The sequence below is a fragment of the Pantoea rwandensis genome, assembly GCF_002095475.1.
GTDB classification, from domain to species: domain Bacteria; phylum Pseudomonadota; class Gammaproteobacteria; order Enterobacterales; family Enterobacteriaceae; genus Pantoea; species Pantoea rwandensis.
Window position 1 is genome coordinate 218,107 of the sequence record NZ_MLFR01000001.1, and the last position, 24,339, is coordinate 242,445.

Consider the following 24,339-nt stretch of genomic DNA (forward strand, 5'->3'; position numbering starts at 1 on the left):
AAGAAGTTGCAATGCTTGTCATCCAGTGTAATGCATATGACATATTGTATTTTATATATTTATCAATATGATAATTAACTGATGGCTAAAATCCTAAAAATTAAACACATTAGTTATGTTGACGTTATGGGTGTTTAAAAAATGGTTTTTGCACTTTTTATTGGTACTGATCTGAGTATCAGGCATCGTCAAGGTTGTATGACTGCTCACGTGCAGCAGATTGAGAGCTAGACTAACAAGCTGCTCTTAAGAGGAAAGAAAATGAAATTGGGTTTCGCATGCAAGTATTTGGATGCACAGGCTAAGCAGCCTTTTCCGTTTAAAACCACCACACGCACTCGTTTTCTCGGTCTTGATCGCGAAGCGCAGGCCAGTTTGTTAGCGCTGTTGGCTACTCACAATCTCGAAAACCAACTCCACATGTTGAATCAGCTGGCGCAACTGCCCGATGAGCTGCGTATGATGCGCATTGGCAGCGATCTGCTACCGCTCTTTACCGTGCCAGAGGCCACAGCCATTTATGCGGAGTTAATGCCCGACCTACAGCCACTGTTAAGCCGCTGCGGCGATGTTGCACGAGCCAATAACATCCGCCTCTCATTCCATCCCGGACAATATTCGGTGCTGGCCTCAGACAATGAAGGGGTGGTGGATCGTGCGATCGACGATGTGGAGTATCACGCCCTGTGCGCGGTGGCGATGGGCTATGGTCGCCAGTTTCAGGATTTCAAAATTAATATTCATATGAACGGGAAGAAGGGGATTGAGGGTTTTCGCGCGTCCTTCCAGCGACTCTCTCCTGAAGCACGTAACATGCTGACGGTAGAAAATGATGAAATATCCTGTTCGATAGATGATGTGTTACAGGCACGCGATCTCTGCCCGGTGGTATTGGATATTCACCATCATTGGGTGAAAGAGAATCTGTATATTCAGGCGAATGATCCACGTGTACCACTGATTATTGAATCCTGGCGCGGTGTCCGTCCGGTGCTGCACTATTCTATTGCGCAGGAGGGCATTATCCCCGATCACGGTTTTCCTCATCAGCAGGATTTAGCCGTGAATAAAGTGAAGTTGCGCGCCCATGCAGATTATTACTTCAATCAAACGCTGAATGACTGGGCTTTGTCATTCAGCGATTTCGATATCATGTGTGAAGTGAAAATGAAAAATCTGGCACGCGATAGATTGTACTTTTATTCACTGTCACGAAGCTAAATAAATGAAACGGGTGAATATACTCATTACTCACCCCTAATCACTATTTTCTTGCGGCAGCCATTCCTTGCTGAGTGGCCTCGATCGCTATTTTATAGCCAGCCGCGGTGGCCTTATCGTTGGTGGTTTGTGCCGCGGCTTCATGATCTTTTACTGCCTTAACCAATTGCGGCTCCATCTGCTTATCCATGTCATTGATGGTCCAGTTGGCCCCTTTATAACAGGTGAAGCTTATCACTTTGCGGTACTCTGTTTCGCTGTAGCCTGTATCTTCAAGGGACATTTGATGACCCAGAATTTCTTGTGTCATTTTATGGAATTTATTGACGGCATCCTGTGGCGCAATCACATCACAGATGTGCTGCACTTTTTTACTGAATGACGCACGATCAATTTTGGCTTCATTAAGAATTTTCTGGTGAGATTCCAGGTTTTTGTGTGAGTCTTGGGTAAATTGATTGTCAGGTTTCCCTGATAGAACGACTTCAGCATGAGCCGCGGTTGAAAGGAATAGCGCAGCAAGGACAATGGTTAATTTCATAATGACTCCTGTCGTAGTGATGAAAATATTAATTGTAATGGATGCTGAATGATGAAAGTTTTCACCGGCTGGGCGTGGGTTTATTTAAACCGAAACCGTGAATGGGTCGGATAGTATTAGAGTTAAAAATAAGAATCAATTTATTTAGGGCAGAATAGACTGCCCTATTAATAACGAAGGGGAAGCTTAAGGCGAGGTGATGATAACGGCCACACGGCGATTCTGTGCTCGACCTTGCGCGGTATTATTGCTGGCAATCGGGGCGGTCATGCCCAAACCGCGCGTAATAATATTGGCGCGTGGCACGGCGGCTCCTTGTGCCCATTGCGCAGCGACCGCATCTGCGCGTTCCAAAGAGAGCTGTTGGTTGTAATCTGCTTTGCCGTAATTATCAGTATGCCCATCTATGCGGACATGCTGAAGACCGGTCGCCGCGAGGCTCTTTGCCATATTGGCAATCGTGGTTTTGCTCGTGGGAGTCAGCTCTGACTCGTTAACACCAAACAGAATTTTTTCTGACAAACCCAGGCCCCAGCCTTCGCTGTTCTCGGTAAAGCCAGCATTTTGCATGGCTGCAATCTGTGCCGCACTAAAACGTCCCTGAGACTGACAGCCAGCGCAGACCAGAACACACATCAACAGAAAAATCTTTTTCATATCCTTACCTTATTTATCCCTTTGTTTTTGTACATGTTCATATCTGCACGCTCAAGAATCGACTCTACGCTATCGCCATGCTGTGACCAGGCGAAACCAATGGTCACAGAGGTGGTGATGGGTGTGCCTTCAGCAATCATGATTTTTTGTGCGATGGTTTCACGAATCTCTTCGGTGAGCTGTTGCAGTTGCGATTCCGTCGCACGGCTGGTGATCAGCATGGCGAACTCATCACCGCCAAGTCGGGCAACCAAATCCTGTTTATAGGCCAACGCCAGCAAACGTGAGCCGATAGCACGTAACACCTCATCGCCTGCTGCATGTCCCCAGTTGTCATTGATACTCTTAAAGCGATCGCCGTCGAGGAACAGTAAAACAAATCGTTCCTGCGCGAGTTGCGCATCCAACAATGTGGTCAAGCGGGCGACAAATGCGGCGCGGTTTGCTAATCCAGTCAGCGGATCTTCCAGCGCTTTGGCCGCTAACGACCGGTTATCACGCAGCAAAGACGTTTGCAGTGACTGCATCTCTGCTAATAGCGAATTAAGGTCTTCTGAAAACAGCTGAAATTCTTTGGTAGGGCTTTCAGGAATACGCAATGAGAAATCACCAGAGCGGATTACATAGTGAATCGAGCTGGTGATATTACGTAATGAAACCAAAATACCGCGATGTAGCAATGCACTCAGCAGGGAAGCGACGATCAGCACGCACAACATGCCACTGGTTAAAATCATCACAGAATAACGAATAAAATCAGCGGCACCTGTCACGGTGCCCACCAGCGTCAACGTACCCACGGTGTTCTCGGCATGAACGATATTCACGCTGAACGGACGGGCGTAAATCCATTCACGTAGGAAATTTTGGTACCAACCGCTTCGCTGTTGCTGATCTTGCCAGTCAACCAAGACGGTTTGGTCATCGGTGACCAGTTTTGCCGAGGCGAACATACCTTCATTCCCCAGGGTGGCAATTTTCTTGTGCGCGTCATAGCTGTCTTCAAAAACCGTGGCAGCCGTCAGACTGTTGCTCAACGTGGCGGCAATCAGCTCTAGATTCCTTTTCTCGTAACGTTTAATAAACAGTAACGATGTGGAAGTGAGCAGTAGCCAGCACAGCAATAAAATAACCGCTGAATTAATGATGCTGATTTTGCGTAGTTTGATGCGGATAGATGATTTTTCATTTTTAATTTTATCTATTTTCATCTTATTGGCTTCCTTTGCGCGACAGCAACAACACATCCGGGCTAACGCGAACACCACTACGGGCCAGCGAATCGAGATTAACGGCAAACATAGGATGATCGGTATTCAATATCAGGCAAAACGCGGCACCCATTGCGCAATCTGGATTATTTTCTGCCAGCGACAGCACGGCTCTGTCTTTTTCTAACGCCAGCAGTTCAGTCTGTTTCTGTGGCGACTGGTCACCGAAATAGATGGCATCACAGCGGGTGCTCGCCAAATCGCTCTCTGTGTTGAGATAAACCACGCTAAAAGGCAGTGAGGTCGCGATGGGACTGGCAGGGAAAGCAATATGCTGTGCAGAAGAGAACACGCAGAGTTGCGGGGCATCCTTTAGGGCGGGCCAGCGCGTAAAGCTGATGATACCGCTGACAATACGATTCGCTTTGTCATCTTTTCCCGTGGCCAGGGCAGGAGATGAAAACGAAAAGAGCAACAGCACGCAGGCAGTCATGCAGATAAACGCCGCTTTAAGCTGAGCAAAAAGCAGAAAAAACACTTCACGTAGGTGAAGACGAGGTTCGAAACGTAACATGCCGCAATTCCGCTGGATTAATCGCGGAAATAGTACCATTGCCATTTATAAAAGAGTACTGGTGATCACGACACCAAAATTCTTATTTTTTAATACAGTTGGATAATCAGATCCATTTATTCATAGAGATTGAAAAATACGGTCTAAAGATTTTGGGCGCAGTAAAATGCGCCCAATAAAAATCGGGCTATTCGCTTAAGTCCTTCCCGTTGCTGGCTATCACTTTTTTGTACCACCAAAATGATTTTTTGCGTGAGCGCGCTAACGTGCCATTACCTTGGTCATCACGATCAACATAGACAAAACCGTAACGCTTGCTCATTTCACCCGTGGAGGCGGCCACCAGGTCGATGCATCCCCATGTGGTGTAACCGATCACGGGAATTCCGTCACTTATCGCTTCGCCCATCGCCTGAATATGTTGCCGCAAGTAGCTAATGCGGTAATCGTCATGAATCTCGCCATTCGCATCGACGTCATCGCGCGCGCCCAGCCCGTTTTCGACTAAGAACAACGGCTTCTGATAGCGGTCATACATCATGTTCATGGTAATGCGCAGGCCCAGCGGGTCGATGCCCCAGCCCCATGCACTTCGCTCAACATGGGGATTGGTGAGTGATTTCACCACATTGGCGGCGCTGCTGTTGTTTTCATTCATATCCGCCGAAGCACAGCGTGAGGCGTAATAGCTAAAAGAAACAAAATCGACGGTGTTGCGCAGAATCTCTTTATCGCCATCTTGCCAGGCAATCTCGACGCCTTTTTCGCGGAACACGCGCGCAGCATAAGAGGGGTAAGCGCCACGCGCTTGCACATCGATAAAGAACAAGTTTTCGCGATCTTTCTCCAGCGCTGCCCAGACATCTTCCGGTTTGCAGGACCACGGATAAAAATTCCCCCCCGCCAGCATGCAGCCCACCTGATTATCCGGATTAACCTCATGAGCAATTTTAGTGACCAACGCGCTGGCCACCAGTTCATGATGTGCGGCCTGATATTTGACCTGTTCGGGATTATCTTCGGGCTCGAACACCAATCCAGCCCCTGAGAACGGGCTGTGCAGCAGGATATTAATCTCATTAAAAGTCAGCCAATACTTCACTAACCCATTGAACGCTTCGAAACAGGTCTTTGCGTAACGCGCAAAGAACTCAATCATTTTGCGATTGCGCCATGAACCGTATTCAGTCACCAGATGCATCGGTACATCGAAATGGCATAAGGTCACCAGTGGGGTGATGCCATATTTTTGACACTCTTCAAACAGGCTGCGATAGAAGGCAATGCCTTCCGCGTTGGGCGTCATCTCGTCACCGAGCGGATAAATGCGGCTCCAGGCGATGGATGTACGGAATACGGTAAACCCCATCTCCGCCATCAGTGCGATATCTTCTTTGTAACGGCGATAGAAATCGATGGCGTCGTGGCTCGGGTAGTACTCATCATCATGCAGTGTGAAGCGTGGCTCCAGACCTAATTTAACGGGCATGCGATGTGCACCGTGTGGAATCATATCCACGGTGGTTAATCCTTTACCGCCAGCGCGATAGCTCCCCTCGGATTGGTTGGCGGCCAATGCGCCGCCCCACAAAAATCCCTCTGGAAATGTCACTTCAGACATAAAAAACCTCAATTCATCAATTAGCATTAACGGTTTTGGCGGGTTCAGTGACCGGTTTGGCAGGAGCCGTATCACTGACCGGGATATCTTCAAAACCTAAAATCAGGGTAAGTACAAAAGAGAGCACGACGGACAGCACCATCACACCGCCGACCCACACGATGCTCATTGGATTGGCAGGGTCAAAGAACTGTACGCTGGTGAATAAGCCTGGTGAGGCCATCGAGTGGCTGGCTAACCCGCCTATTCCAGCGACCGCGCCGCAAATAAAGCCGCTGATTAAACAGGCGATCAATGGGCGTTTCAAACGCACTGCCACGCCGTACAACGCCGGTTCAGAAATCCCGGCGACAATCGCCGAAGCGGCTGCAGCAAAGGCGGTCTGACGCAGTTCTGGATTTTTGGTTTTGAAGGCAACCGCCAGGGAAGAACCACCAAGCGACAGATTGGCACCGATTTCTGACGGCATTACCATGCCTTCTTTACCGGTTTCAGCAATGGTCTGAATGATGGTAGGCGTGAACACGCGGTGCATACCGGTCATCACCAGCAGCGGCCATAAAGCGCCCATAATCGCCACTGACAACCAACCTAAATAACCATGAATGGTGTACACCAACGCAGAAATCCCGCTACCAATCCAGATACCGATTGGACCAATGAGCACGATGGCAATTGGCGCGGCTATCAGCACAATCAGCATCGGCTTCAGGAAGTTTTTGGTGACGGCAGGGGTGAAGCGATCAACCCAATATTCGATGTGCGACAAAATCCACGTCATCACCAGCGCGGGGATGACCGTGTAGGTGTATTTCACCGCCGTCACCGGAATAGCGGCAAACTCCACCACCTGGCCTTGGGCCGCTTTTGCCATCAAATCAACAAAGTTGGGATGAACCAACACGCCTGCGATAGCAATCGCCAGCGACATATTGGTTTTAAATTTCAAGGCAGCCGACGCGGCCACCATAATGGGCAAGAAGAAAAATGCGCCATCGCCAATGACATTGAGGATGATCAGCGTGGAAGATCCTTTCGGCAGAACCCCACTCATTTCCAGCACCATTGCCAGCAGCTTTACCATCGAACCGCCAATAATGGCGGGGATGAGTGGAGACATGGTGCCGACCAGTGCGTCGAGGATCCCTGCGCCAATGCTGCGCAGCGTGATTTTACGCTTCACGGCTACCACATTGTCACCATTCGGTGAGCCCAGCTTGAGCACTTCCTGATAGGCAAGGTTGACGTTGTTGCCGATGATCACCTGACATTGCGTATCGGTGTGCACTACCCCCATCACACCAGGGATCGCTTTAAGGGTGGCATTGTCGATAACCGCACTGTCTTTAACCACAAAGCGCAATCGCGTCATGCAATGGGTGACGGCTTCGATGTTGGACCAGCCGCCGAGCGAAGCCACGATAGCGCGTGAAACGTCAGCATAGTTTTTAGCCATGGATATTGGGTCTCTGATTATTTGAGTAGGGTAGAACTGTCAACACGTGACTTATGAGAAACCGGTTTCACAAAATCATGAAGAGGCAGGTTTAATCAGGCAAGTTATTTAAAATTTGATGTTCATAAATGTGATATCGATCGTTTTCAGCCGAAAAGGACGTTCATTGCTGCACAGAGAAAAACTCCCGTGCAATTCGCAGCTTAGGTACACTGCTGTTATCAGAAGGCAAAGTTGAGTGAAAAATGGCGACCATAATTGAGGTGGCGAAGGTTGCGGGCGTATCTAAAGCCACAGTTTCGCGGGTACTGTCGGGCAAGGGTTACGTTAGCGAGGAAAAGCGCGAAAAGGTGTTCCAGGCCATCGCTGAAACCGGTTTTCGTCCCAATCTTTTGGCGCGCAATCTGGCAACCAAGTCGACACAGACCATCGGATTGGTGATCACCAACACGCTGTATACCGGGAGCTATTTCACTGAGCTGATGCAGCATTCAGCGCGAATGATGGAGCAACAGGGTCGGCAACTCATATTGGTGGATGGCAAACACAGTGCCGAGGAGGAGCGGGCTGCGATTCAGTTTTTACTCGATCTCCGTTGCGATGGTGTGATCATCTATCCGCGTTTTCTCACTATTGATGAGATGGATGACATTGTTGCTCAGCACAAGCATCCGATTTTGGTGATCAATCGTCGTTTGCGTCAGCATTCCAGTTACTGCATCTACGCCGATCAACAGCTCACTTGCTCAAAGGCGGTGGAACAGCTGATTGCCCTTGGGCATCGCGACATTGCTTTTATCACCGGTTCACTGGATTCACCCACCGGACGCGAGCGTCTGGCGGGTTATAAATACGCGTTGGCACAACATCATATTCCGTTGCAGGAAGCCTTGATCGTGGAAGGAAAATGGCAGGCGCAAAATGGCGTGACGGCGGTGGAAACCCTGCTGGCGCAAGGCAGTACTTTCAGTGCGCTGGTCGCCAGTAACGATGAGATGGCGGTGGGGGCGCTTAAGGCACTCTCGACTCAGGGTATTGCCGTGCCCGCTCAGGTCGCGGTGCTGGGATTTGATGATATACCGCTCGCGCCGTTTACCATTCCTGCACTGTCGAGTGTCAAAATGCCGGTTACCGCGATGATCGAGGAAACCCTCGAAAGGCTGATATCGATGCTTGATGGCGGCGAAATGCGCAACCGTAAAACTTTCTCGGGCGAATTAGTGGTGCGGGAATCCATTGGACCGGGGCCACACCGAACCGAACCCTGATATCACCCAAGGGTAGCAAACCGCGGCAATGCATTGCATTTGAAGAGATTTTAAAGTTACGGCCTAACAATATAACGCTGCTAAACAATAGGTTAACGAATCCTATCGATATATAATCGAAAACATAGCGCTAGCTTTACGCGCAACGTCCTTCGTTAGCCATTCTGGAAAAGTCATGTTTATCAAGCGTATTACCCTGGTGAAAACGGGTTTCACCAGCGCGATGTTATTGTCCAGCGTTCCGGTGTATGCCGCGACTGAGCAGCCAACCCTCACCGTTAATGCCTCTCCTCATTCAGCACCCGTCGAAACCGAAAAAAAGGCCACCCTCGGTAATCTTGGCAAGCAGGAAGTACGAAACACGCCGTGGTCGGTACAGACCGTTTCACCGCAATTGATGAAGCGTCAGCAGCTGAAAAGCGTTAGCGACCTCTATCGTTACATGCCCTCCGTACAAGGTGATGGCGCGCGTCCGCAAACGCGCGGCGTGCAGGGCAGTGTGGTACAAAACAGCATGATTGATGGGTTGAATGTCGTATCAACCACCGATTATGCAGCTGAGCAATTCGATCATATTGAAGTGCTCAACGGCCTTGCGGGATCGTTATATGGGCCAGGCAATCCCGCAGGATTATTCAACTTCGTCAGCAAGCGGGCCAGCGACACCCCACAACATAGCCTCACTGTCGGCGCGGGCACAGGATTAAGCCATCAGGTAGCGGGAGATTTCAGCGGCCCGTTGGACAGTAGCGACCGACTGCGTTATCGCCTCAATCTGTTGGACGACGAAGGCGAAGGGTATGTCAAAGACAGTAAAAAACGCCGCCAACTGTTCAGCCTGGCGCTCGATGCCAACCTCACCGACCAAACCGTGCTGGAGACGAACTTCAGCTACTACCACTTCTATGACAAAGGTCTGCCGGGTAAATTTGCCCTGGGCAACGGCTTATCATTTCCTGCCGCGCCGAATCCCAAAACTGCGCACCTTGGTCAATCTTATGCCGGGGATAATAACCACACGCTCACTGCTGGTGTGCATCTAAAGCATGATTTTGATGGCAACTGGCAGGGTGAAGTGGGCGTGCTGCGTCAGATTGCGGATCGTGAATCGACCGCTGTGACCAATACCTTCACCAATAACAAAGGCGCTTACACCACGACGACGTCATCGGCTACCGCCAGCCGCTTCACCATTAATAGCTATATGGCAAACTTGAATGGTGAAGTCGATACCGGATGGATTCATCATCAGATTGCGACTGGCGTGCGCGGCTTTGTCTGGAAAAACTACAACCCTCGCAGCGGCGGAACCTCTACGCTCGGCAGCGCTTCATTGGATGACCCTCAAGCGTTTGCTGAACCAGACTACCCCGATTTCACTGACCGCTATCATTCCGCTACTGCCACCCAGCATGCATTTTTACTGAGCGATAACCTGCAATTTTCACCGCAATGGAGTGTGCTGCTCGCGGGCAGTGAAAGTTTGCTCAGCTCAGCGAATTACAGCAAAACCGGCAGCCGTAGCAGCGACTCTTCGAATAGCGGATTTAGCGGTTCTGCCAGTCTGATGTACAAACCTGTCGACCCGCTGACGCTGTATGTCACTTACGCTGATAGCCTGCAGCAGGGCGATACCGCGCCGGCCACGGCAAACAATGCCGGGGCGATTTTGGCACCGTATCGCAGCCGCCAGATTGAAGTGGGCAGCAAAGTCGCCATCGACAAGTTATTGCTAACCGCCGCGCTATTCCAGATCAAGCGTCCATTTGCCTACACCAATGCCAGCGGTGATTATGCCGTAGACGGTGAGCAGCGCAACCGCGGCCTGGAGTTGATGGCAGACGGTGATGTTACCGATCGCTTGCATGTCTTTGGCGGGATGACATGGCTTGATCCCCGTTTACTGGATACCGCCAGCACACAGACTGATGATAAGCAGATCGTCGGTCTGCCACGCTATACCGCCAGTTTGTTTGCCGCCTATGATTTACCGATGCTCAGCGGCACCGATATTCACGGAGGTATTCACTGTGTGGGGCGCCGCACAACAGACAACCAAAATGATGGCTGGGTTAGCAGCTACACCACGCTGGACGCGGGTGCCGCTTACAAAACGCAGTTGTTTGATACCGCCACCACTTTCCGTCTTGATGTCACCAATCTGACGAACCGTCACTACTGGACCAACATTGTGCCGGGCGGTTTGAATGGTTACAGCGGCGCCGGTTATGCCAGTGCTTCACTGGGCGAACCGCGCATGGTGCAGGTTTCCATGCAACTTAATTTCTAGGGGCAATTGATGATTAACAGCTGGAAATGGGCACTGCCGTTGCTATTGGTTAGCACAATGGCAACGGCACAAACAGTGACTGACGATAGCGGTAATCAGGTGGAGATTCATCCACCGGCACAGCATATTGCGGATGCCTGGTTTGCCCATCACTCATTATTGATGACGCTGGGGGCGGGTGATCGCATCGTTGCAACGGTGAATCATCCCGCTGATCGACCCTGGATGTTCAAAGTGCAGCCGTCGTTGCATCAGGCGCTGCAAGTGCATGGCAAGACTTTTGCCAGTGAAGCTTTAGTGGCGCGCCATGTCGATGCCGTTTTCGTCCCCGCCAACGATCCTGATGCCGAATCCTATCGGCTTGCCGGAATTCCAGTGCTGGCGATGAACTTTGATAACTTCGAATCAATGAAACGTTCGCTGATCACCACCGCGCAGGTAGTGGGTACACCGCAGGCCGCATCCCGCGCGCAAGCCTACAATCGCTATCTGGATAGTCAGATAGCCGCCATTCAGGCAAAAACCGCTGGACTCAAACAGGCGCAGCGCCCGCGGGTGTTACACATCCAATCGCTGCATCCGTTGAAGGTAGATGGACGCAATACGCTGATTGATACCTGGATCAAGCTTGCCGGTGGGCGCAACGTGGCCGATAGCATCAATGGCAATATGCAGCCGATATCACCAGAAGAGGTGATTCGCTGGAATCCGGATGTGATCATTATCGGTGCAGGGGCTGGAACGCTAGCGGACTCGGACTACAAGACGCTGTTTGCCAGCGTTAAAGCCGTGCAGCAGCATCAGGTTTTGCAAAACCCCTCCGGCGTATTCCCTTGGGACCGCTACGGCACCGAAGTGGCGTTACAAATCCAGTGGGCCGCGAAACAATTGCACCCGGCACTGTTCCCGCAACTGGATATGGTGAAAGCGACGCAGGACTTCTATCAGAAGTTTTATGATTATTCGCTCAGCGCAAACGATGCACAGCGCATTTTGCAGGCGTTGCCACCGGAATAAAAAAATGGAAAGCGCAGTCTTGCGCTTTCCATTCATTAGTGCGACTGACCGTTATTGCCACTAGCCCCGTTATTACTGTGTTAATGACTGGCTTTATTTAATGGATAAAATAAAACATCAATGCATGGGTAATTAGATGTTTAATCTATTTTTTATTAGATGAGGCATAAGGCCAAGGATTGCAGGGTGGAGTTGGGTTTAATTATTAATTAAAGTGTCTTCGGTATTTATTTTAATCAGATTAAGTCTTATTGTGGGTAAAGATGTGTCAGTGCTAATTTGGCTTTACATATCCGGTCATCTTTCCTGAGGGAATTATGCACGCTCGTATTCGACATCTTGATGGAATGCGCGGTTTAGCCATCCTTTTAGTCATTGGTTACCACGCTTATGCACGTTGGCCAACACTGTTACCTTATGCGAATAGCACACAACATATTCCAGTTTTCTCTTATGGCTGGCTTGGGGTCGAGCTATTTTTCATGATTTCCGGTTTTGTCATATTTATGACACTCGATAAATCGGAGAGCTATGTGAGCTTCCTTAAGAAACGCTGGTTACGCTTATTCCCCGCGATGCTGATTGCTAGTTTACTGCTTTATTTTGTCGGAGGGTTATTCCCTGAATGGTCAGCAATGACGCCGCACGTCAAGAACCTGTTGCCTGGATTGATCTTTACCAATCCAGAGACGCTGACGCAGATCACTGGCATTGAGTTTAAATCGATGGCCGGTTCATTTTGGTCATTGTACGTTGAAGCAGTATTTTATCTGATCATTGGCGCCATCTATTTTACGCTGGGCCGAAAATATTGCCTGCCAGGCTTGTTGGTGCCGATGTTACTGTTATCAGCGTCTTCAGTGTTAAAATCTTTAGGTCATCCTGTTTTTATTGATATTATTTCTAGGTTTGGCTTTATTCATTATGCGTGGTTTATGGTGGGTTGTCTGGTTTATGAAAGAATGCACGGGCGAGACAAAGTATTACATTATGGGGTTGTGGTCTTCGCGCTGCTGATTAACTTCAGTTACTTCATTAAAAATGCTGGGATTGTCACCCTGATTCCATTACTGATCGTTATGCTGTTCTTTATTGGCAGTTTTTATTCCAAACAGCTGGAGCGAATGTTATCTCTGCGCTTCCTGACCGCGATTGGCTTTGCCAGTTACGCCTTCTATCTGATTCATGAAAACCTGATGATTGCCACGCTGATTAAACTCAACGTTCATATTAAAAATGAGTTTGTGATGATGCTGATGCCGATAGTAGTGGCCACCGTGCTGTATTATGTCGCGTGGTTTATTAGCAAATACGCGGAACCGGCATTAAGACATCTATTGAAAGGCAAGCGCGTACCCGCTCCCGAAGTGGGGTGACGTCCTGGGCGACGGTGAGGCCGCCCAGGACAGTCATGCTAAAGCCCGAAGAAGTAGCGCAGCGCGGTATAGGCCACCATTCCGGCCAATACCGTGGCAAAAAGACCCCGTGTGATGATGCCAACCACTGCGGCAATTAAAGCTGCCAGCAGTGACAAACTCAGGCCCGAAGCGGTGAGCGCTGGCTTTTCTACTAATTCAGCAGTGACAATCGCTGCCATGATGGCGGCGGGGATAAAGCTCAGCCACTGTTGTGCCAGTGGAGCCAGACGAAAACGCGACAACAGCAGAATGGGGCCCACGCGCATCACAGCGGTGACTAGCGCCGCCACCACAATGGTCAGCAAGACATTACGTTCCATTTCACACACCTTCCTTAGACTGGATACGCAAAACCAGTGTGGCCAGGCTTGCGGCAATGGAGGCTGCCACAATCACCACGACGCTAAGGTCAAGATGTCCGGCGGAGAAGAACGTCACCAACACCGCGACGACAATCGCCAGCGTCTCCAGCCATTTGCGTCGGCTGGCAAACCACGTCATTAATATCAGCCCGAGAAACATCGACACCAGACTGAAGCTTAAACCGGCCATCAGTGATTCTGGAACAGCTGATGCGGCATAGGCACCAATAACACAGGCAAGAATCCAGTTAAGCCAGGCGGGCAGGTTCAGACCAAACATCCAGGCAAAGCCGATTTTTCCATGCTGGCTACCCTGCTGAACGGCCACTCCAAACGTTTCATCAGTGAGCAGCAGGCCGCTGACCACCTTCTGCCAGCCCGTTTGTCCACGGAAGAAGACGCTAATCGCCGAACTCATCAGCAAATAACGCAGATTGACCAAGATTACGCTCAGTACCACAGAGGTCATTTCTGCCCCTGATGCCCAAAGTGAGTAAAATAAAAACTGCGCTGAACCGGTATAAAGCAATGAGGCCAGCAGCGCGGTTTGCAGAACTGAAAAGCCCGCTAGCGTGCCAATGGCACCGGCGGCAAAGCCAATACTGAGATAGCCCGGCACTGTGGGCAAACAGGCGATAAATCCCGCGCGGAAGTGCTGATATTCGCTGTGTTTCGCGAGGGGATGACTCTTCAACGACATGACAATTTTCCAAAACCTTCTCAACAGAAGCAGCAATTTTAAGCCAGGATGCGCAAGGCTATAGTAAAATCCTGCTCCCGGAGAGATTAAGCGAAGGATTTGTGATGCAGGAAAAACGTGATGACATCAAATTGTGGCGCGATCAGGGTATGCACGGCGGCATGGAAATCCTGCGCGCGCGTTGCTACGAGCATAGCTATCCGCCGCATTTCCACGATGAGTTTGTTATCGCGGCCTTTGCACGTGGCGCGCAGCGAACGCGCATTTGTCGTCAGCAGGGCATTGCGGCGGCGGGGACGGTCATGGTGATTATGCCGGGGGAGGTGCATACCGGTGAAGCGGTCGAGCGTGATGAAGGATGGGATTATTGCGCCTTTTATCCTTCGGCTGCTTTGGTTAATGAGATAGCGGATACGGTGATTGGTGGTCAAGGCGAACTCAATTTTGGTCAGGAAGGGATGCGTTATGACCCCTTAATGGCACAGCAGATGCTTCAGGCATCAGCCGTGATGCTGCAAAGCCCGGACGCGGTGGAAAAAGAGTGCGCGCTGTTTCACGTTCTCAACGTGTTGATTCGCCAGCATGGTGAACGAACGGTAAAAGGCGGGCTACCGAGTGCGATGCGCGCCGAGATTCGCCATGCCGTTGACTTCCTGCACAGCGAGTTTCATCAGCCGCTCGCGGTGAGTGAGATTGCCGCCGCCGCTGGCTTGAGTGAATTCCATTTCATGCGCACGTTTCACAAGCACACCGGCTTATCAGTGCATCAATACCTGACGCAAATCCGCCTGACGCGGGCCAAGCATATGTTGTCACTGGGGCGGGATGCCGCGCAGACGGCAAATGATGTCGGCTTCTTTGATCAGAGCCATTTCATTAAAAAATTCCGTGCTCATTTTGGTATTACGCCTGGCGCCTTTGCGGCGGCATCGCTGCAATAAATTAAGGAGCTCACATGATCGCCCGCAGTAAACCTGTCGAACACGCCACGCCACTTTCTGTGGGTTTCATTCTATTGAACCGGTTTACGCTGCTGCCGTTTGCTGCCTTTGTTGATTGCCTACGTCTTGCGGCCGATGAGGGCGATCGCAGCCGTCAGCTACGCTGTAGCTGGACGTTTATGTCGAGTCACGGTGGCGCGGCCACCTCCAGCTGTGGTGCGGTGATTTCACCCTGTGAGGAGCTCAAAAATCCCGAAAGCTTTGACTATCTCGTGGTGATCGGCGGTGTTCAGGATGAAAAAGACAAAATCGATCACCGCGCGCTGGATTATATTCGTCTGGCCGCGCAGTTTGGCACGCCGCTGGTTGGACTCTGTACTGGCGTATTTGCGCTGATTCAAGCGGGCGTGATGAAAGGAAAACAGTGCTGCGTCAGTTGGTATCACCATGGCGATTTGCAGCGGCGTTTTCCGGATATCACCCCGGTTGCCGATCGTATTTTTGTCGATGAAGGCAAACTGATTACCTGCGCGGGCGGAATCGCGGCGGCGGACGTGGCGGCATATCTGATTGAACGACATTTAGGCCGCGCCTGGGCGATTAAAAGTCTGCACATTATGCTGATAGATGAAGCACGATCCACTCAGCATCCTCAGCCACAGCCAGTGATCTTCGAAAAAGTGAAGGATCGTTTGGTGCGCAGCGCCGTCGATATTATTTCGCAGCATATGGGCGAAGTGATTTCTGTTGAACAGTTGTCCCAGCGCTTAAATACCTCAAGGCGTAATCTTGAGCGTAAATTTCAGGATGAACTGGGTGTGAGTCCGCAACGCTTCGCCCGCGACCTGCGTTTGCGCTACGGATTGTGGCTGCTGATGTATAGCGCCAAAACGGTAACGGAAATTGGCGAACGTTGTGGTTTTGCCGACACAGCCCATTTTTCCCGCCATTTCCGCGAGGCGTTTGGTTATCCGCCGAGCCTGGCGAGAAAGCAAAACAATACGCGCGACCAGCAGCATGTGGATCCATTCTTTATTCATATTGATAGCCGGATAGAAGGGCGTTGATATTTGTTGCGTATTCTGCTGGTTAATCCGCTTCAGGTTAATTCCTAGGCGAAAATAGCGGTTGCCAGCAGCCATTAATAAATCCCGCTTTATCAAGCTGGAATGGTTTTTCTGCCTCAACACTCCCATTCAACTCCTCCTCAAACGCAATGTGGTCCTTTTTATTGACCCGCATCACATTCATCATTTTTTCTTATTCATACGTGACCGCTATCAAACAATTCAATCGTTAATGAAAAGTTAATTCATTGATAAATAAGGATTGTCGCGAAGTTACCGTATCTATTGTCGCAAACGTTCAAGATTATGCCCGCTTATTTTCAGTAGTTTGAATGTGTACTGAATCCGGCAACTAAACCTGATGATGAGGGTGAGGCAATGAATGCAAATAACTTAAACAGTGCAGATCCACAGCTGTTTGCGGCAGTCGTAGGCGAGTTGGTCAGGCAGGAAACTCACATTGAACTTATCGCCTCTGAGAACTACGCCAGTAATCAAGTGATGTCATTACAGGGCAGCCAGCTGACGAACAAATATGCAGAAGGCTATCCGGGCAAACGTTATTACGGCGGGTGCGAACATGTGGATACCATTGAACGGTTAGCCATTGAACGTGCCTGCATGTTGTTCGGTGCCGATTATGCCAACGTTCAACCGCACTCTGGTGCGCAAGCTAACGCAGCCGTGTTTATGGCGTTGATTAAACCCGGTGACACAATATTGGGTATGAGTCTTGCGCACGGCGGCCATTTAACTCACGGCGCCGCGCCAAATGTCTCCGGCAAGCACTATAACGCGGTGCAGTATGGATTAGATCCGGAAACCGGCGAAATCGATTATCAGGCAGTTGAACGGCTGGCCAAAGAGCATCAGCCCAAGCTAATTGTCGCGGGTTTCTCTGCCTATTCACGCATCGTTGACTGGAAACGCTTCCGCGAAATCGCTGATAGCGTAGGTGCCTGGCTGATGGTGGATATGGCACACGTCGCCGGTCTGGTTGCCGCACGTTGCTATCCGAGCCCATTACCCCATGCTCACGTGGTCACTACGACGACCCATAAAACCCTGCGCGGTCCGCGTGGTGGGTTGATTCTCTCTGCTCTGGGTGACGAAGCGCTGTACAAAAAACTCAATTCAGCCGTTTTTCCTGGTCAACAGGGCGGTCCACTAATGCACGTGATTGCGGCTAAAGCCATGGCATTCCGGGAGGCGATGGAACAGGACTTTATCCACTATCAAGCCAAAGTGATCGATAACGCGAAAACCATGGCGAAAGTGTTCATCAAGCGTGGCTATGACGTGGTTTCTGGCGGCACTGATAATCATCTTTTCCTGGTTTCGCTGATTCATCAGGACATTACCGGTAAAGAGGCTGATGCGGCACTCGGCCGTGCGCATATCACCGTGAATAAAAACTCCGTTCCTAACGATCCGCAAAGCCCGTTTGTCACTTCTGGATTGCGCATTGGCACGCCTGCGGTGACTACCCGTGGTTTTGGTGAGAAAGAGTGCGAAACCCTGGCCGGCTGGATTTGCGACATCCTCGATGTGCTGGCGGTAAAACAGAACAGCGACAACATCGAAGCCTGGGTGCGCTTCAACGTTTCTGAGCTGTGCGCCAAGCATCCGGTGTACGGCGAGCATCCCCAGCAGGTCATCGCCAAAAAAGCCATTGCCTGACATTTTTTCCCGGTGCGAACCGGGAGTTTAAGGAGACGAGTATGCAACGTTTTTCCGGCTTCGGGCTTATCAGCCACGGACTGAGTTATCACGAGAATTGGCAGCGCATGTGGCGTAACCCTACGCCGAAGAAGTCTTATGACGTCATTATTATCGGCGGCGGCGGACACGGTTTAGGCACGGCATATTACCTGGCGAAAGAGTTTGGTATTCGCAATGTGGCCGTGATTGAAAAAGGCTGGCTGGGTGGCGGCAATACCGCACGTAACACCACCATTGTGCGATCTAACTACCTGTGGGATGAAGCGGCAGCCTTGTTTGAACACTCAATGAAGTTGTGGGAAGGGCTCACGCAAGACCTCAATTACAACGTGATGTTCTCACAGCGCGGCGTACTGAATTTGGGTCATACCTTACAGGACATGCGCGACATTCAGCGCCGTGTCAACGCCAACCGCCTGAACGGTATTGATGGCGAGGTGCTGGATGCGCGCGGCGTTCAGGACTTGGAACCGCTGCTCGACTGCTCATCTCGCGCCCGTTTCCCCATCATGGGCGCCTCATGGCAGCCACGCGGTGGCGTAGCCCGTCATGATGCCGTGGCGTGGGGCTTTGCACGCGGTGCCGACGCCCATGGCGTGGATATCCTGCAACAGACCGAAGTCACCGGGCTGATGATCCGCGATGGACAAATCTACGGGGTACACACCAACCGTGGCGACATCGAAGCAAAAACCGTGGGCTGCGTGGTGGCGGGTAACTCTGGCACGCTGGCAAAAATGGCAGATATTCGCTTACCGCTGGAATCCCATCCCTTACAAGCGCTGGTCTCCGAACCCCTCAAACCGGTGGTGAATACGGTGGTGATGTCTAACCATGTGCACGGTTACATCAGCCAGTCCGACAAAGGCGACTTGGTGATCGGTGCTGGCATCGATGGTTACACCGGCTATGGTCAGCGTGGTAGCTATCCCGTTATCGAACATACCCTCCAGGCGATTGTTGAAATGTTCCCGGCTTTCTCACGAGTGCGGATGAACCGTCAGTGGGGCGGTATCGTTGACACCACGCCGGATGCCAGCCCGATCATCTCGAAAACCAAGGTTAACGGTCTCTATTTCAACTGCGGTTGGGGCACGGGCGGCTTCAAAGCCACACCGGGTTCAGCGCACGTGTTTGCCGCCAGCCTGGCGAAGCGCGAGATGCACCCATTGGCCGCTCCGTTCTCGATTGATCGATTCCACACAGGCGCACTGGTTGATGAACACGGCGCTGCGGCGGTCGCGCACTGATTTCCGTTCGGGAGAATACGACATGTTTCATATTTATTGTCCGTGGTGCCAAGAGCATCGTGAAGAAGAAGAGTTCCATGCCAAAGGTCCAGCGCATTTGGCGCGGCCAAAGAACCCGGAAAACTGCAGTGATGAAGAGTGGGGCGACTACCTGTTCTTCCGCGATAACCCGCGTGGTGTGCACCACGAGCTGTGGGTACACGTCGTTGGCTGCCGCAAGTTCTTCAACATCACGCGAAACACGGTGACCTATGAAATTCTGGAAACCTACAAAATTGGCGAGCAACCGGCGAAGCGCGCGCAAGCCGATGTGGTGTCGTTGCCTCTGCGCCAGGATGCCGCAAATGAGAGTGTGAAAATCAAACTTGGAGGCGCGTCATGAGTCAGGTTAATCGTCTCACCAGCGGCGGCCGCATCGATCGCACGCGCAAAATCAACTTCACGTTTAACGGCAAAACACTGGAAGGTTTCGCAGGCGATACGCTGGCTTCCGCATTGATTGCTAACGGCATTGATGTGGTGAACCGCAGCTTCAAGTATTCCCGTCCGCGCGGCATTGTGGCTGCAGGCGCGGAAGAGCCGAATGCTGTGGTACAACTTGGCGGCGCGGAACAAGAGCAGATCCCGAATGTGCGTGCGACCCAGCAAGCGCTCTATCAGGGACTGGTCGCCGCCAGCACTAACGGTTGGCCGAATGTCGACCGCGATTTAATGGGCGTTGTAGGGAAAATCGGTGGCCGTTTTATGCCACCAGGTTTTTACTACAAAACCTTTAAGCAACCGGCATCAATGTGGAAAACCTACGAAAAATACATTCGTAAAGGTGCCGGTTTAGGCCGCAGCCCAACCGTGGCCGATCCGGATATATACGACCATTTCAATCAACACTGCGATGTGCTGGTGATTGGCGCGGGCGCCGCAGGCTTGGCCGCAGCGTTAACGGCAGGTCGCAGTGGCGTCAGCGTGATAGTGGTGGATGAGCAAGAAGAGATGGGCGGTAGCCTGCTAGACAGCCGCGAAATCATCGATGAAAAAGCGGGGGTGCTGTGGGTGAATAAAGTGCTCAGTGAGCTGCAAACCCTGCCGAACGTGCAGCTGTTGGCCAAAACCACCGCCAATGGCTATCACGACCATAACTTCATCACGCTGATTGAACGCCGTACCGACCACCTCTCAATTACCGCTGCGCAGAAAAACGGGCATAAGCAGGCGCGTCAGCGTATGCATCGCGTGCGTGCTGGCCGGGTGGTGTTAGCAACGGGCGCGCATGAGCGTCCGTTGGTCTACAGCGGCAACGATATTCCAGGTAATTATCTCGCCAGCGCCGTCTCAACCTATATCCATCGTTACGGCGTGGTACCGGGTAACAAACTGGTGGTGTCTACCAGCAACGATGACGGCTATCGTGCCGCGCTTGACTGGCTGGAAAATGGGCGCGAAGTGGTGGCGATTGCTGATGCACGCTCTGCGCCAGAAGGTGAGTTGGTTAAGCAAGCAAAACTCAAAGGGATCCGCGTTATCACCGGTAGCGCAGTCATTGAAGTGCAGGGCAGTACGCGTGTACGTAGCGTCGATATCGCACGCATCAATGTGGAAAACTTTACGGTAGTGGGCAGCGCCAGTCGCTTTGCCTGCGATACCGTAGCCAGCTCCGGCGGCTTCAGCCCAGTTCTCCATCTTTCATCACACTGTGGCGGTCGCCCACAATGGCGCGACGATATTCTTGGCTTTGTACCGGCACAAGTGAAAGGAATGATAGCGGTTGGCGGCGCGCAGGGCATTTACAGTTTGCCTGAGGTGTTACGCAGTGGCTTCGAGGCTGGCAATCGCGCTGCAGTGGAAATGGGGGCTTCGTCCCAGACTCTGGCATTGCCACAATCGCGCGCGCGGCGTGATGGTCCGGCAATAGCGTTGTATCAGGTGCCGCACCTGAAAAGCACCATGCGCGCGCCTAAGCAGTTTGTTGATTTGCAAAATGACGTGACGTCGGCGTCAATTGAACTGGCAACGCGCGAAGGCTTTGAATCGATTGAACATATCAAACGTTACACTGTCATGGGCTTCGGCACCGATCAGGGTAAACTCGGTAACATCAACGGACTGGCGATCGCCGCACGCGTGCTGAAACGCACCATTCCAGATGTGGGTACCACGGTATTCCGACCTAACTACACGCCGGTCACTTTTGGTGCCATCACGGGGCGTCACTGCAATGAATTGTTCCAACCGGAGCGCTACACCGCGCTGCATCAGTGGCATGTTGAGCATGGCGCGATGTTTGAAGATGTTGGGCAGTGGAAACGTCCGTGGTATTTCCCGCAGCGCGTTAAAGGGCAACTGGAAACCATTCATCAGGCTGTGGTCCGTGAATGCCGAGCGGTCCGTGAAAGTGTTGGCGTGCTGGATGCCTCAACGCTGGGAAAAATCGACATTCAAGGCCCGGATGCGCGTGAGTTTCTGGAACGAGTTTACACCAACAAATGGGCAAAACTGCCGGTAGGTCGTGTGCGCTACGGCTTGATGTGCCGTGATGATGGCATGGTATTTGACGATGGCACCACCAGCTGCCTGGGCCAGAATCATTTCCTGATGACCACCAGCACCGGCAACGCGGCAACCGTGCTGGAGTGGCTGGAACTTTGGCATCAAACAGAATGGCCAGAGCTGCAAGTTTATTTCACCTCCGTGACCGATCACTGGGCCACCATCACGCTGACTGGACCAAAAGCCCGCGAGTTGCTGGCAGAGTTTTGCGATATCGACCTGGCTCGCGATAGCTTTAAGTTTATGGACTGGCGTGAGGGCAAGGTCGCGGATGTTCCCGCGCGCGTTTTCCGTATCTCCTTTACCGGTGAGTTAGCTTACGAAATTAACGTGCAAGCCAACTATGCGCTGCATGTCTGGCGGGTGCTGTTTGAACACGGCGCAAAATACAATCTCACACCTTATGGCACTGAAACCATGCATGTGCTGCGTGCCGAGAAGGGCTTCATTATTGGGGGCCAGGATACCGATGGCTCGATGACGCCGCATGACCTTGGCATGGAGTGGTGCGTGGGTAACGACAAACCGTTCTCGTGGATCGGTAAGCGATCCCACACTCGATCCGATGTGCTGCGCGAAGATCGTAAACAGCTGGTGGGCCTGCTGCCGAAGGATCCAAAAGTGGTGTTGGAAGAGGGGGCGCAAGTGGTACTCGATCCGCATCACGCCGTGCCCATCCCCATGTACGGCCATGTTACGTCAAGCTATTACAGCCCAACGCTCGACAGCGGTTTTGCGCTGGCGGTAGTGACGCGTGGGCACCATCGTATGGGCGAAAGCGTGTGGCTTGCCAGTTCAGATGGCAAGTTCACCGAAGCCGAAATAGTCAGCTCGATCTTCGTCGATCCTAAAGGAGAGCGCCAGAATGTCTGAGACCACAACCTGTAGTCAATTCGATGCACATCCTTCCGCTGCGGTGGCCGCCGAATCACCACTGGTGTGGAGCTATCAGCAAACTGGCGTGCCTCCGGTGACAGGTAAACCGAACATCACCCTGCGTGAGCGGCCTTTGCTTGGCCATCTTACGCTACGTGGAGCCGCCATCGAACTTGATAAAGCACTGCGCGAGGTGCTGCAACTCTCGCTGCCAGCCCAGCCGCTCACGCTGACGCAGCAGGGCGATTACAGCGCACAGTGGTTATCTCCCGATGAGTGGCTGCTGATTGTGCCGCCAGGTGAAGAGTTTGCCGTGGAACAGCGTCTGCGTGCCGCACTGGGTGACGCACATTACGCCATTGTTAACGTCAGCGGCGGACAAACGCTGCTCGAACTGAGTGGGAAACACGCCGCTGAACTGCTGAAAAAATCGGTGGTGTATAACGTTCATCCACACAATTTCCCGGTGGGAAAAGGGGTGATGACCTGCTTCGCCAAAGCATCGGTGATTTTACGTCGTCCCAGTGAAGATCGTTGGGAGTTAGTGGTACGCCGTAGCTTTGCCGATTACAGCTACCGCTGGTTGCTGGATGCCGGGGCTGAGTATGACATTGACGTGCTGAGCTGAAGTTTATTCCAGGTGCGCTTCAATGCGCACCCTTTGAAAATCGTCGTAGGGTTGCTCTTCATTCATGGCGACCGCTTATTCAGATATCTCGAGGGTTTTACCATGAGTCGTCATCACGCAAACTGGATTTTAACCGCACAGTGCCCAAGCAAGTTGGGCAGTGTTGATGTGGTCACGCGTTTTCTCAAAGAGCAGCGCTGCTACATCAATGAACAGCACAGCTTTGATGACAAGTGTGCCAAGCGTTTCTTTATCCGCACGGTGTTTGAGCCGCAGACGGAAAACTTTGATCCGGTCGCCTTTCGCGATGAATTTAGCCTGCGTGCCGCCGATTTCGCCATGTCCTATGAGCTGACGGAACCGGATTATAAAGTGCCGGTGGTGATTATGGTGTCGAAAACCGACCATTGCCTGAATGACCTGCTCTATCGTCATCGCGCGGGAAAACTGGCGATCGACATTAAAGCGGTGATTTCCAACCACCCGTTGCTGGAGCCCATCGTCGCCTGGCACGGTTTGCCCTATCACTATTTCCCGGTGACCGCTGCGACACGTGAAGAGCAGGAGCGGAAGATCTGGCAGGTGGTGCAGGAAACTGGCGCTGAACTGGTGGTGCTGGCACGTTACATGCAGGTCATGTCGGCTGAGATGTGCCAAAAGCTGGCAGGCCGAGCCATCAATATTCATCACTCATTACTGCCAGGTTTTAAAGGTGCCAAACCCTATCACCAGGCCTATGACAAAGGGGTAAAACTGGTTGGCGCCACTGCGCACTTCATCAATGAAGATCTCGACGAAGGGCCAATTATCAGCCAGAAAGTCGAAGTGGTGAGCCATTCGGATTACGCTGATGATCTGGTGGACAAAGGGCGTGATATTGAACGCTTAACCCTGGCACATGCGGTGTCTTGCTACGCTGAGCGCCGGGTGTTTCTGTATGAAAACCGCACTGTGGTATTTTCGCGGTAAGGTGCG

21 protein-coding genes are annotated in these 24,339 nt (G+C 51.7%); 13 read left to right on the forward strand and 8 right to left on the reverse strand.

The genetic code is table 11. From position 1 onward, the window contains the following. Positions 1-261: 261 nt before the first annotated feature. Positions 262-1,221 (forward strand): UV DNA damage repair endonuclease UvsE, encoded by a 960-nt coding sequence (gene uvsE / locus HA51_RS01055; RefSeq protein ID WP_084931318.1) that lies wholly within the window; start codon positions 262-264, stop codon positions 1,219-1,221. 43 nt (positions 1,222-1,264) lie between these two features. Here the strand turns inward: uvsE and HA51_RS01060 are convergent, their stop codons facing one another. The 6 genes from HA51_RS01060 to ascF all read right to left on the reverse strand — a co-directional run bounded on the left by HA51_RS01060 (position 1,265) and on the right by ascF (position 7,281). Continuing rightward, the gene (locus HA51_RS01060; RefSeq protein ID WP_084931321.1) at positions 1,265-1,762 is read right to left on the reverse strand and encodes a hypothetical protein; all 498 of its coding nucleotides are present in this window, start codon (positions 1,760-1,762) and stop codon (positions 1,265-1,267) included. 186 nt (positions 1,763-1,948) lie between these two features. Then, the gene (gene yfiB / locus HA51_RS01065; protein ID WP_084931324.1) at positions 1,949-2,419 is read right to left on the reverse strand and encodes an outer membrane lipoprotein YfiB; all 471 of its coding nucleotides are present in this window, start codon (positions 2,417-2,419) and stop codon (positions 1,949-1,951) included. Further along, entirely contained in the window at positions 2,416-3,630 is a 1,215-nt protein-coding gene (gene dgcN / locus HA51_RS01070; protein WP_084931326.1) for a diguanylate cyclase DgcN/YfiN, read from the reverse strand. The genes yfiB and dgcN overlap by 4 nt, the downstream gene beginning before the upstream one ends. A gap of 1 nt (position 3,631) precedes the next feature. Further along, on the reverse strand, positions 3,632-4,204 hold the full coding sequence (gene yfiR / locus HA51_RS01075) for a regulatory sequestration protein YfiR (protein ID WP_084931328.1): 573 nt from the start codon (positions 4,202-4,204) through the stop codon (positions 3,632-3,634). A 187-nt stretch (positions 4,205-4,391) separates the two neighbouring features. After that, on the reverse strand, positions 4,392-5,825 hold the full coding sequence (locus HA51_RS01080; protein ID WP_084931331.1) for a 6-phospho-beta-glucosidase: 1,434 nt from the start codon (positions 5,823-5,825) through the stop codon (positions 4,392-4,394). 16 nt (positions 5,826-5,841) lie between these two features. After that, complete coding sequence (gene ascF / locus HA51_RS01085) at positions 5,842-7,281, reverse strand: PTS cellobiose/arbutin/salicin transporter subunit IIBC (RefSeq protein ID WP_084931333.1); 1,440 nt, start codon at positions 7,279-7,281, stop codon at positions 5,842-5,844. Positions 7,282-7,526: 245 nt separating this feature from the next. On the opposite strand from ascF, the gene HA51_RS01090 reads away from it, so the two are divergent. The 4 genes from HA51_RS01090 to HA51_RS01105 all read left to right on the forward strand — a co-directional run bounded on the left by HA51_RS01090 (position 7,527) and on the right by HA51_RS01105 (position 13,232). Continuing rightward, positions 7,527-8,549, forward strand: a complete 1,023-nt coding sequence (locus HA51_RS01090; RefSeq protein WP_084931335.1) for a LacI family DNA-binding transcriptional regulator — start codon at positions 7,527-7,529, stop codon at positions 8,547-8,549. A gap of 223 nt (positions 8,550-8,772) precedes the next feature. Beyond that, positions 8,773-10,839, forward strand: a complete 2,067-nt coding sequence (locus tag HA51_RS01095) for a TonB-dependent receptor (protein ID WP_139810624.1) — start codon at positions 8,773-8,775, stop codon at positions 10,837-10,839. A gap of 9 nt (positions 10,840-10,848) precedes the next feature. Further along, positions 10,849-11,856 (forward strand): ABC transporter substrate-binding protein, encoded by a 1,008-nt coding sequence (locus HA51_RS01100; protein WP_084931339.1) that lies wholly within the window; start codon positions 10,849-10,851, stop codon positions 11,854-11,856. A 317-nt stretch (positions 11,857-12,173) separates the two neighbouring features. Then, the gene (locus HA51_RS01105) at positions 12,174-13,232 is read left to right on the forward strand and encodes an acyltransferase family protein (protein ID WP_084931343.1); all 1,059 of its coding nucleotides are present in this window, start codon (positions 12,174-12,176) and stop codon (positions 13,230-13,232) included. A gap of 38 nt (positions 13,233-13,270) precedes the next feature. On the opposite strand, the gene HA51_RS01110 is transcribed toward HA51_RS01105, so the two are convergent. Further along, complete coding sequence (locus HA51_RS01110; protein WP_084931347.1) at positions 13,271-13,594, reverse strand: AzlD domain-containing protein; 324 nt, start codon at positions 13,592-13,594, stop codon at positions 13,271-13,273. A 1-nt stretch (position 13,595) separates the two neighbouring features. After that, positions 13,596-14,336, reverse strand: coding sequence for an AzlC family ABC transporter permease (locus HA51_RS01115; protein WP_211282880.1), 741 nt, complete (start codon positions 14,334-14,336; stop codon positions 13,596-13,598). A gap of 104 nt (positions 14,337-14,440) precedes the next feature. Between HA51_RS01115 and HA51_RS01120 the strand changes: the two genes are divergently transcribed. From HA51_RS01120 to purU, 8 genes are all read left to right on the forward strand, one after another. Next, entirely contained in the window at positions 14,441-15,277 is an 837-nt protein-coding gene (locus HA51_RS01120; RefSeq protein ID WP_084931349.1) for a helix-turn-helix transcriptional regulator, read from the forward strand. Between the two features lie 14 nt (positions 15,278-15,291). Then, complete coding sequence (locus HA51_RS01125; protein WP_084931350.1) at positions 15,292-16,344, forward strand: GlxA family transcriptional regulator; 1,053 nt, start codon at positions 15,292-15,294, stop codon at positions 16,342-16,344. Positions 16,345-16,722: 378 nt separating this feature from the next. Continuing rightward, positions 16,723-18,024, forward strand: coding sequence for a serine hydroxymethyltransferase (gene glyA / locus HA51_RS01130; protein ID WP_084931352.1), 1,302 nt, complete (start codon positions 16,723-16,725; stop codon positions 18,022-18,024). A 41-nt stretch (positions 18,025-18,065) separates the two neighbouring features. Continuing rightward, entirely contained in the window at positions 18,066-19,316 is a 1,251-nt protein-coding gene (locus HA51_RS01135) for a sarcosine oxidase subunit beta family protein (protein ID WP_084931354.1), read from the forward strand. A gap of 22 nt (positions 19,317-19,338) precedes the next feature. Continuing rightward, positions 19,339-19,698 (forward strand): sarcosine oxidase subunit delta, encoded by a 360-nt coding sequence (locus HA51_RS01140; RefSeq protein WP_084931356.1) that lies wholly within the window; start codon positions 19,339-19,341, stop codon positions 19,696-19,698. Then, positions 19,695-22,733: a sarcosine oxidase subunit alpha family protein gene (locus tag HA51_RS01145; RefSeq protein ID WP_084931357.1), complete on the forward strand. Its 3,039-nt coding sequence runs from the start codon at positions 19,695-19,697 to the stop codon at positions 22,731-22,733. The genes HA51_RS01140 and HA51_RS01145 overlap by 4 nt, the downstream gene beginning before the upstream one ends. Further along, on the forward strand, positions 22,726-23,364 hold the full coding sequence (locus tag HA51_RS01150) for a sarcosine oxidase subunit gamma (RefSeq protein WP_084931359.1): 639 nt from the start codon (positions 22,726-22,728) through the stop codon (positions 23,362-23,364). Before HA51_RS01145 ends, HA51_RS01150 begins: the two co-directional genes overlap by 8 nt. Before the next feature lie 102 nt (positions 23,365-23,466). Beyond that, entirely contained in the window at positions 23,467-24,333 is an 867-nt protein-coding gene (gene purU / locus HA51_RS01155) for a formyltetrahydrofolate deformylase (RefSeq protein ID WP_084931361.1), read from the forward strand. Positions 24,334-24,339 lie beyond the last annotated feature (6 nt).

Coding starts and splice junctions, on each gene's coding strand:
- uvsE (WP_084931318.1), top strand. CDS start 262: ATGAAATTGGGTTTCGCATGCAAGTATTTGGATGCACAGGCTAAGCAG.
- HA51_RS01060 (WP_084931321.1), bottom strand. CDS start 1,762: ATGAAATTAACCATTGTCCTTGCTGCGCTATTCCTTTCAACCGCGGCT.
- yfiB (WP_084931324.1), bottom strand. CDS start 2,419: ATGAAAAAGATTTTTCTGTTGATGTGTGTTCTGGTCTGCGCTGGCTGT.
- dgcN (WP_084931326.1), bottom strand. CDS start 3,630: ATGAAAATAGATAAAATTAAAAATGAAAAATCATCTATCCGCATCAAA.
- yfiR (WP_084931328.1), bottom strand. CDS start 4,204: ATGTTACGTTTCGAACCTCGTCTTCACCTACGTGAAGTGTTTTTTCTG.
- HA51_RS01080 (WP_084931331.1), bottom strand. CDS start 5,825: ATGTCTGAAGTGACATTTCCAGAGGGATTTTTGTGGGGCGGCGCATTG.
- ascF (WP_084931333.1), bottom strand. CDS start 7,281: ATGGCTAAAAACTATGCTGACGTTTCACGCGCTATCGTGGCTTCGCTC.
- HA51_RS01090 (WP_084931335.1), top strand. CDS start 7,527: ATGGCGACCATAATTGAGGTGGCGAAGGTTGCGGGCGTATCTAAAGCC.
- HA51_RS01095 (WP_139810624.1), top strand. CDS start 8,773: ATGTTATTGTCCAGCGTTCCGGTGTATGCCGCGACTGAGCAGCCAACC.
- HA51_RS01100 (WP_084931339.1), top strand. CDS start 10,849: ATGATTAACAGCTGGAAATGGGCACTGCCGTTGCTATTGGTTAGCACA.
- HA51_RS01105 (WP_084931343.1), top strand. CDS start 12,174: ATGCACGCTCGTATTCGACATCTTGATGGAATGCGCGGTTTAGCCATC.
- HA51_RS01110 (WP_084931347.1), bottom strand. CDS start 13,594: ATGGAACGTAATGTCTTGCTGACCATTGTGGTGGCGGCGCTAGTCACC.
- HA51_RS01115 (WP_211282880.1), bottom strand. CDS start 14,336: ATGTCGTTGAAGAGTCATCCCCTCGCGAAACACAGCGAATATCAGCAC.
- HA51_RS01120 (WP_084931349.1), top strand. CDS start 14,441: ATGCAGGAAAAACGTGATGACATCAAATTGTGGCGCGATCAGGGTATG.
- HA51_RS01125 (WP_084931350.1), top strand. CDS start 15,292: ATGATCGCCCGCAGTAAACCTGTCGAACACGCCACGCCACTTTCTGTG.
- glyA (WP_084931352.1), top strand. CDS start 16,723: ATGAATGCAAATAACTTAAACAGTGCAGATCCACAGCTGTTTGCGGCA.
- HA51_RS01135 (WP_084931354.1), top strand. CDS start 18,066: ATGCAACGTTTTTCCGGCTTCGGGCTTATCAGCCACGGACTGAGTTAT.
- HA51_RS01140 (WP_084931356.1), top strand. CDS start 19,339: ATGTTTCATATTTATTGTCCGTGGTGCCAAGAGCATCGTGAAGAAGAA.
- HA51_RS01145 (WP_084931357.1), top strand. CDS start 19,695: ATGAGTCAGGTTAATCGTCTCACCAGCGGCGGCCGCATCGATCGCACG.
- HA51_RS01150 (WP_084931359.1), top strand. CDS start 22,726: ATGTCTGAGACCACAACCTGTAGTCAATTCGATGCACATCCTTCCGCT.
- purU (WP_084931361.1), top strand. CDS start 23,467: ATGAGTCGTCATCACGCAAACTGGATTTTAACCGCACAGTGCCCAAGC.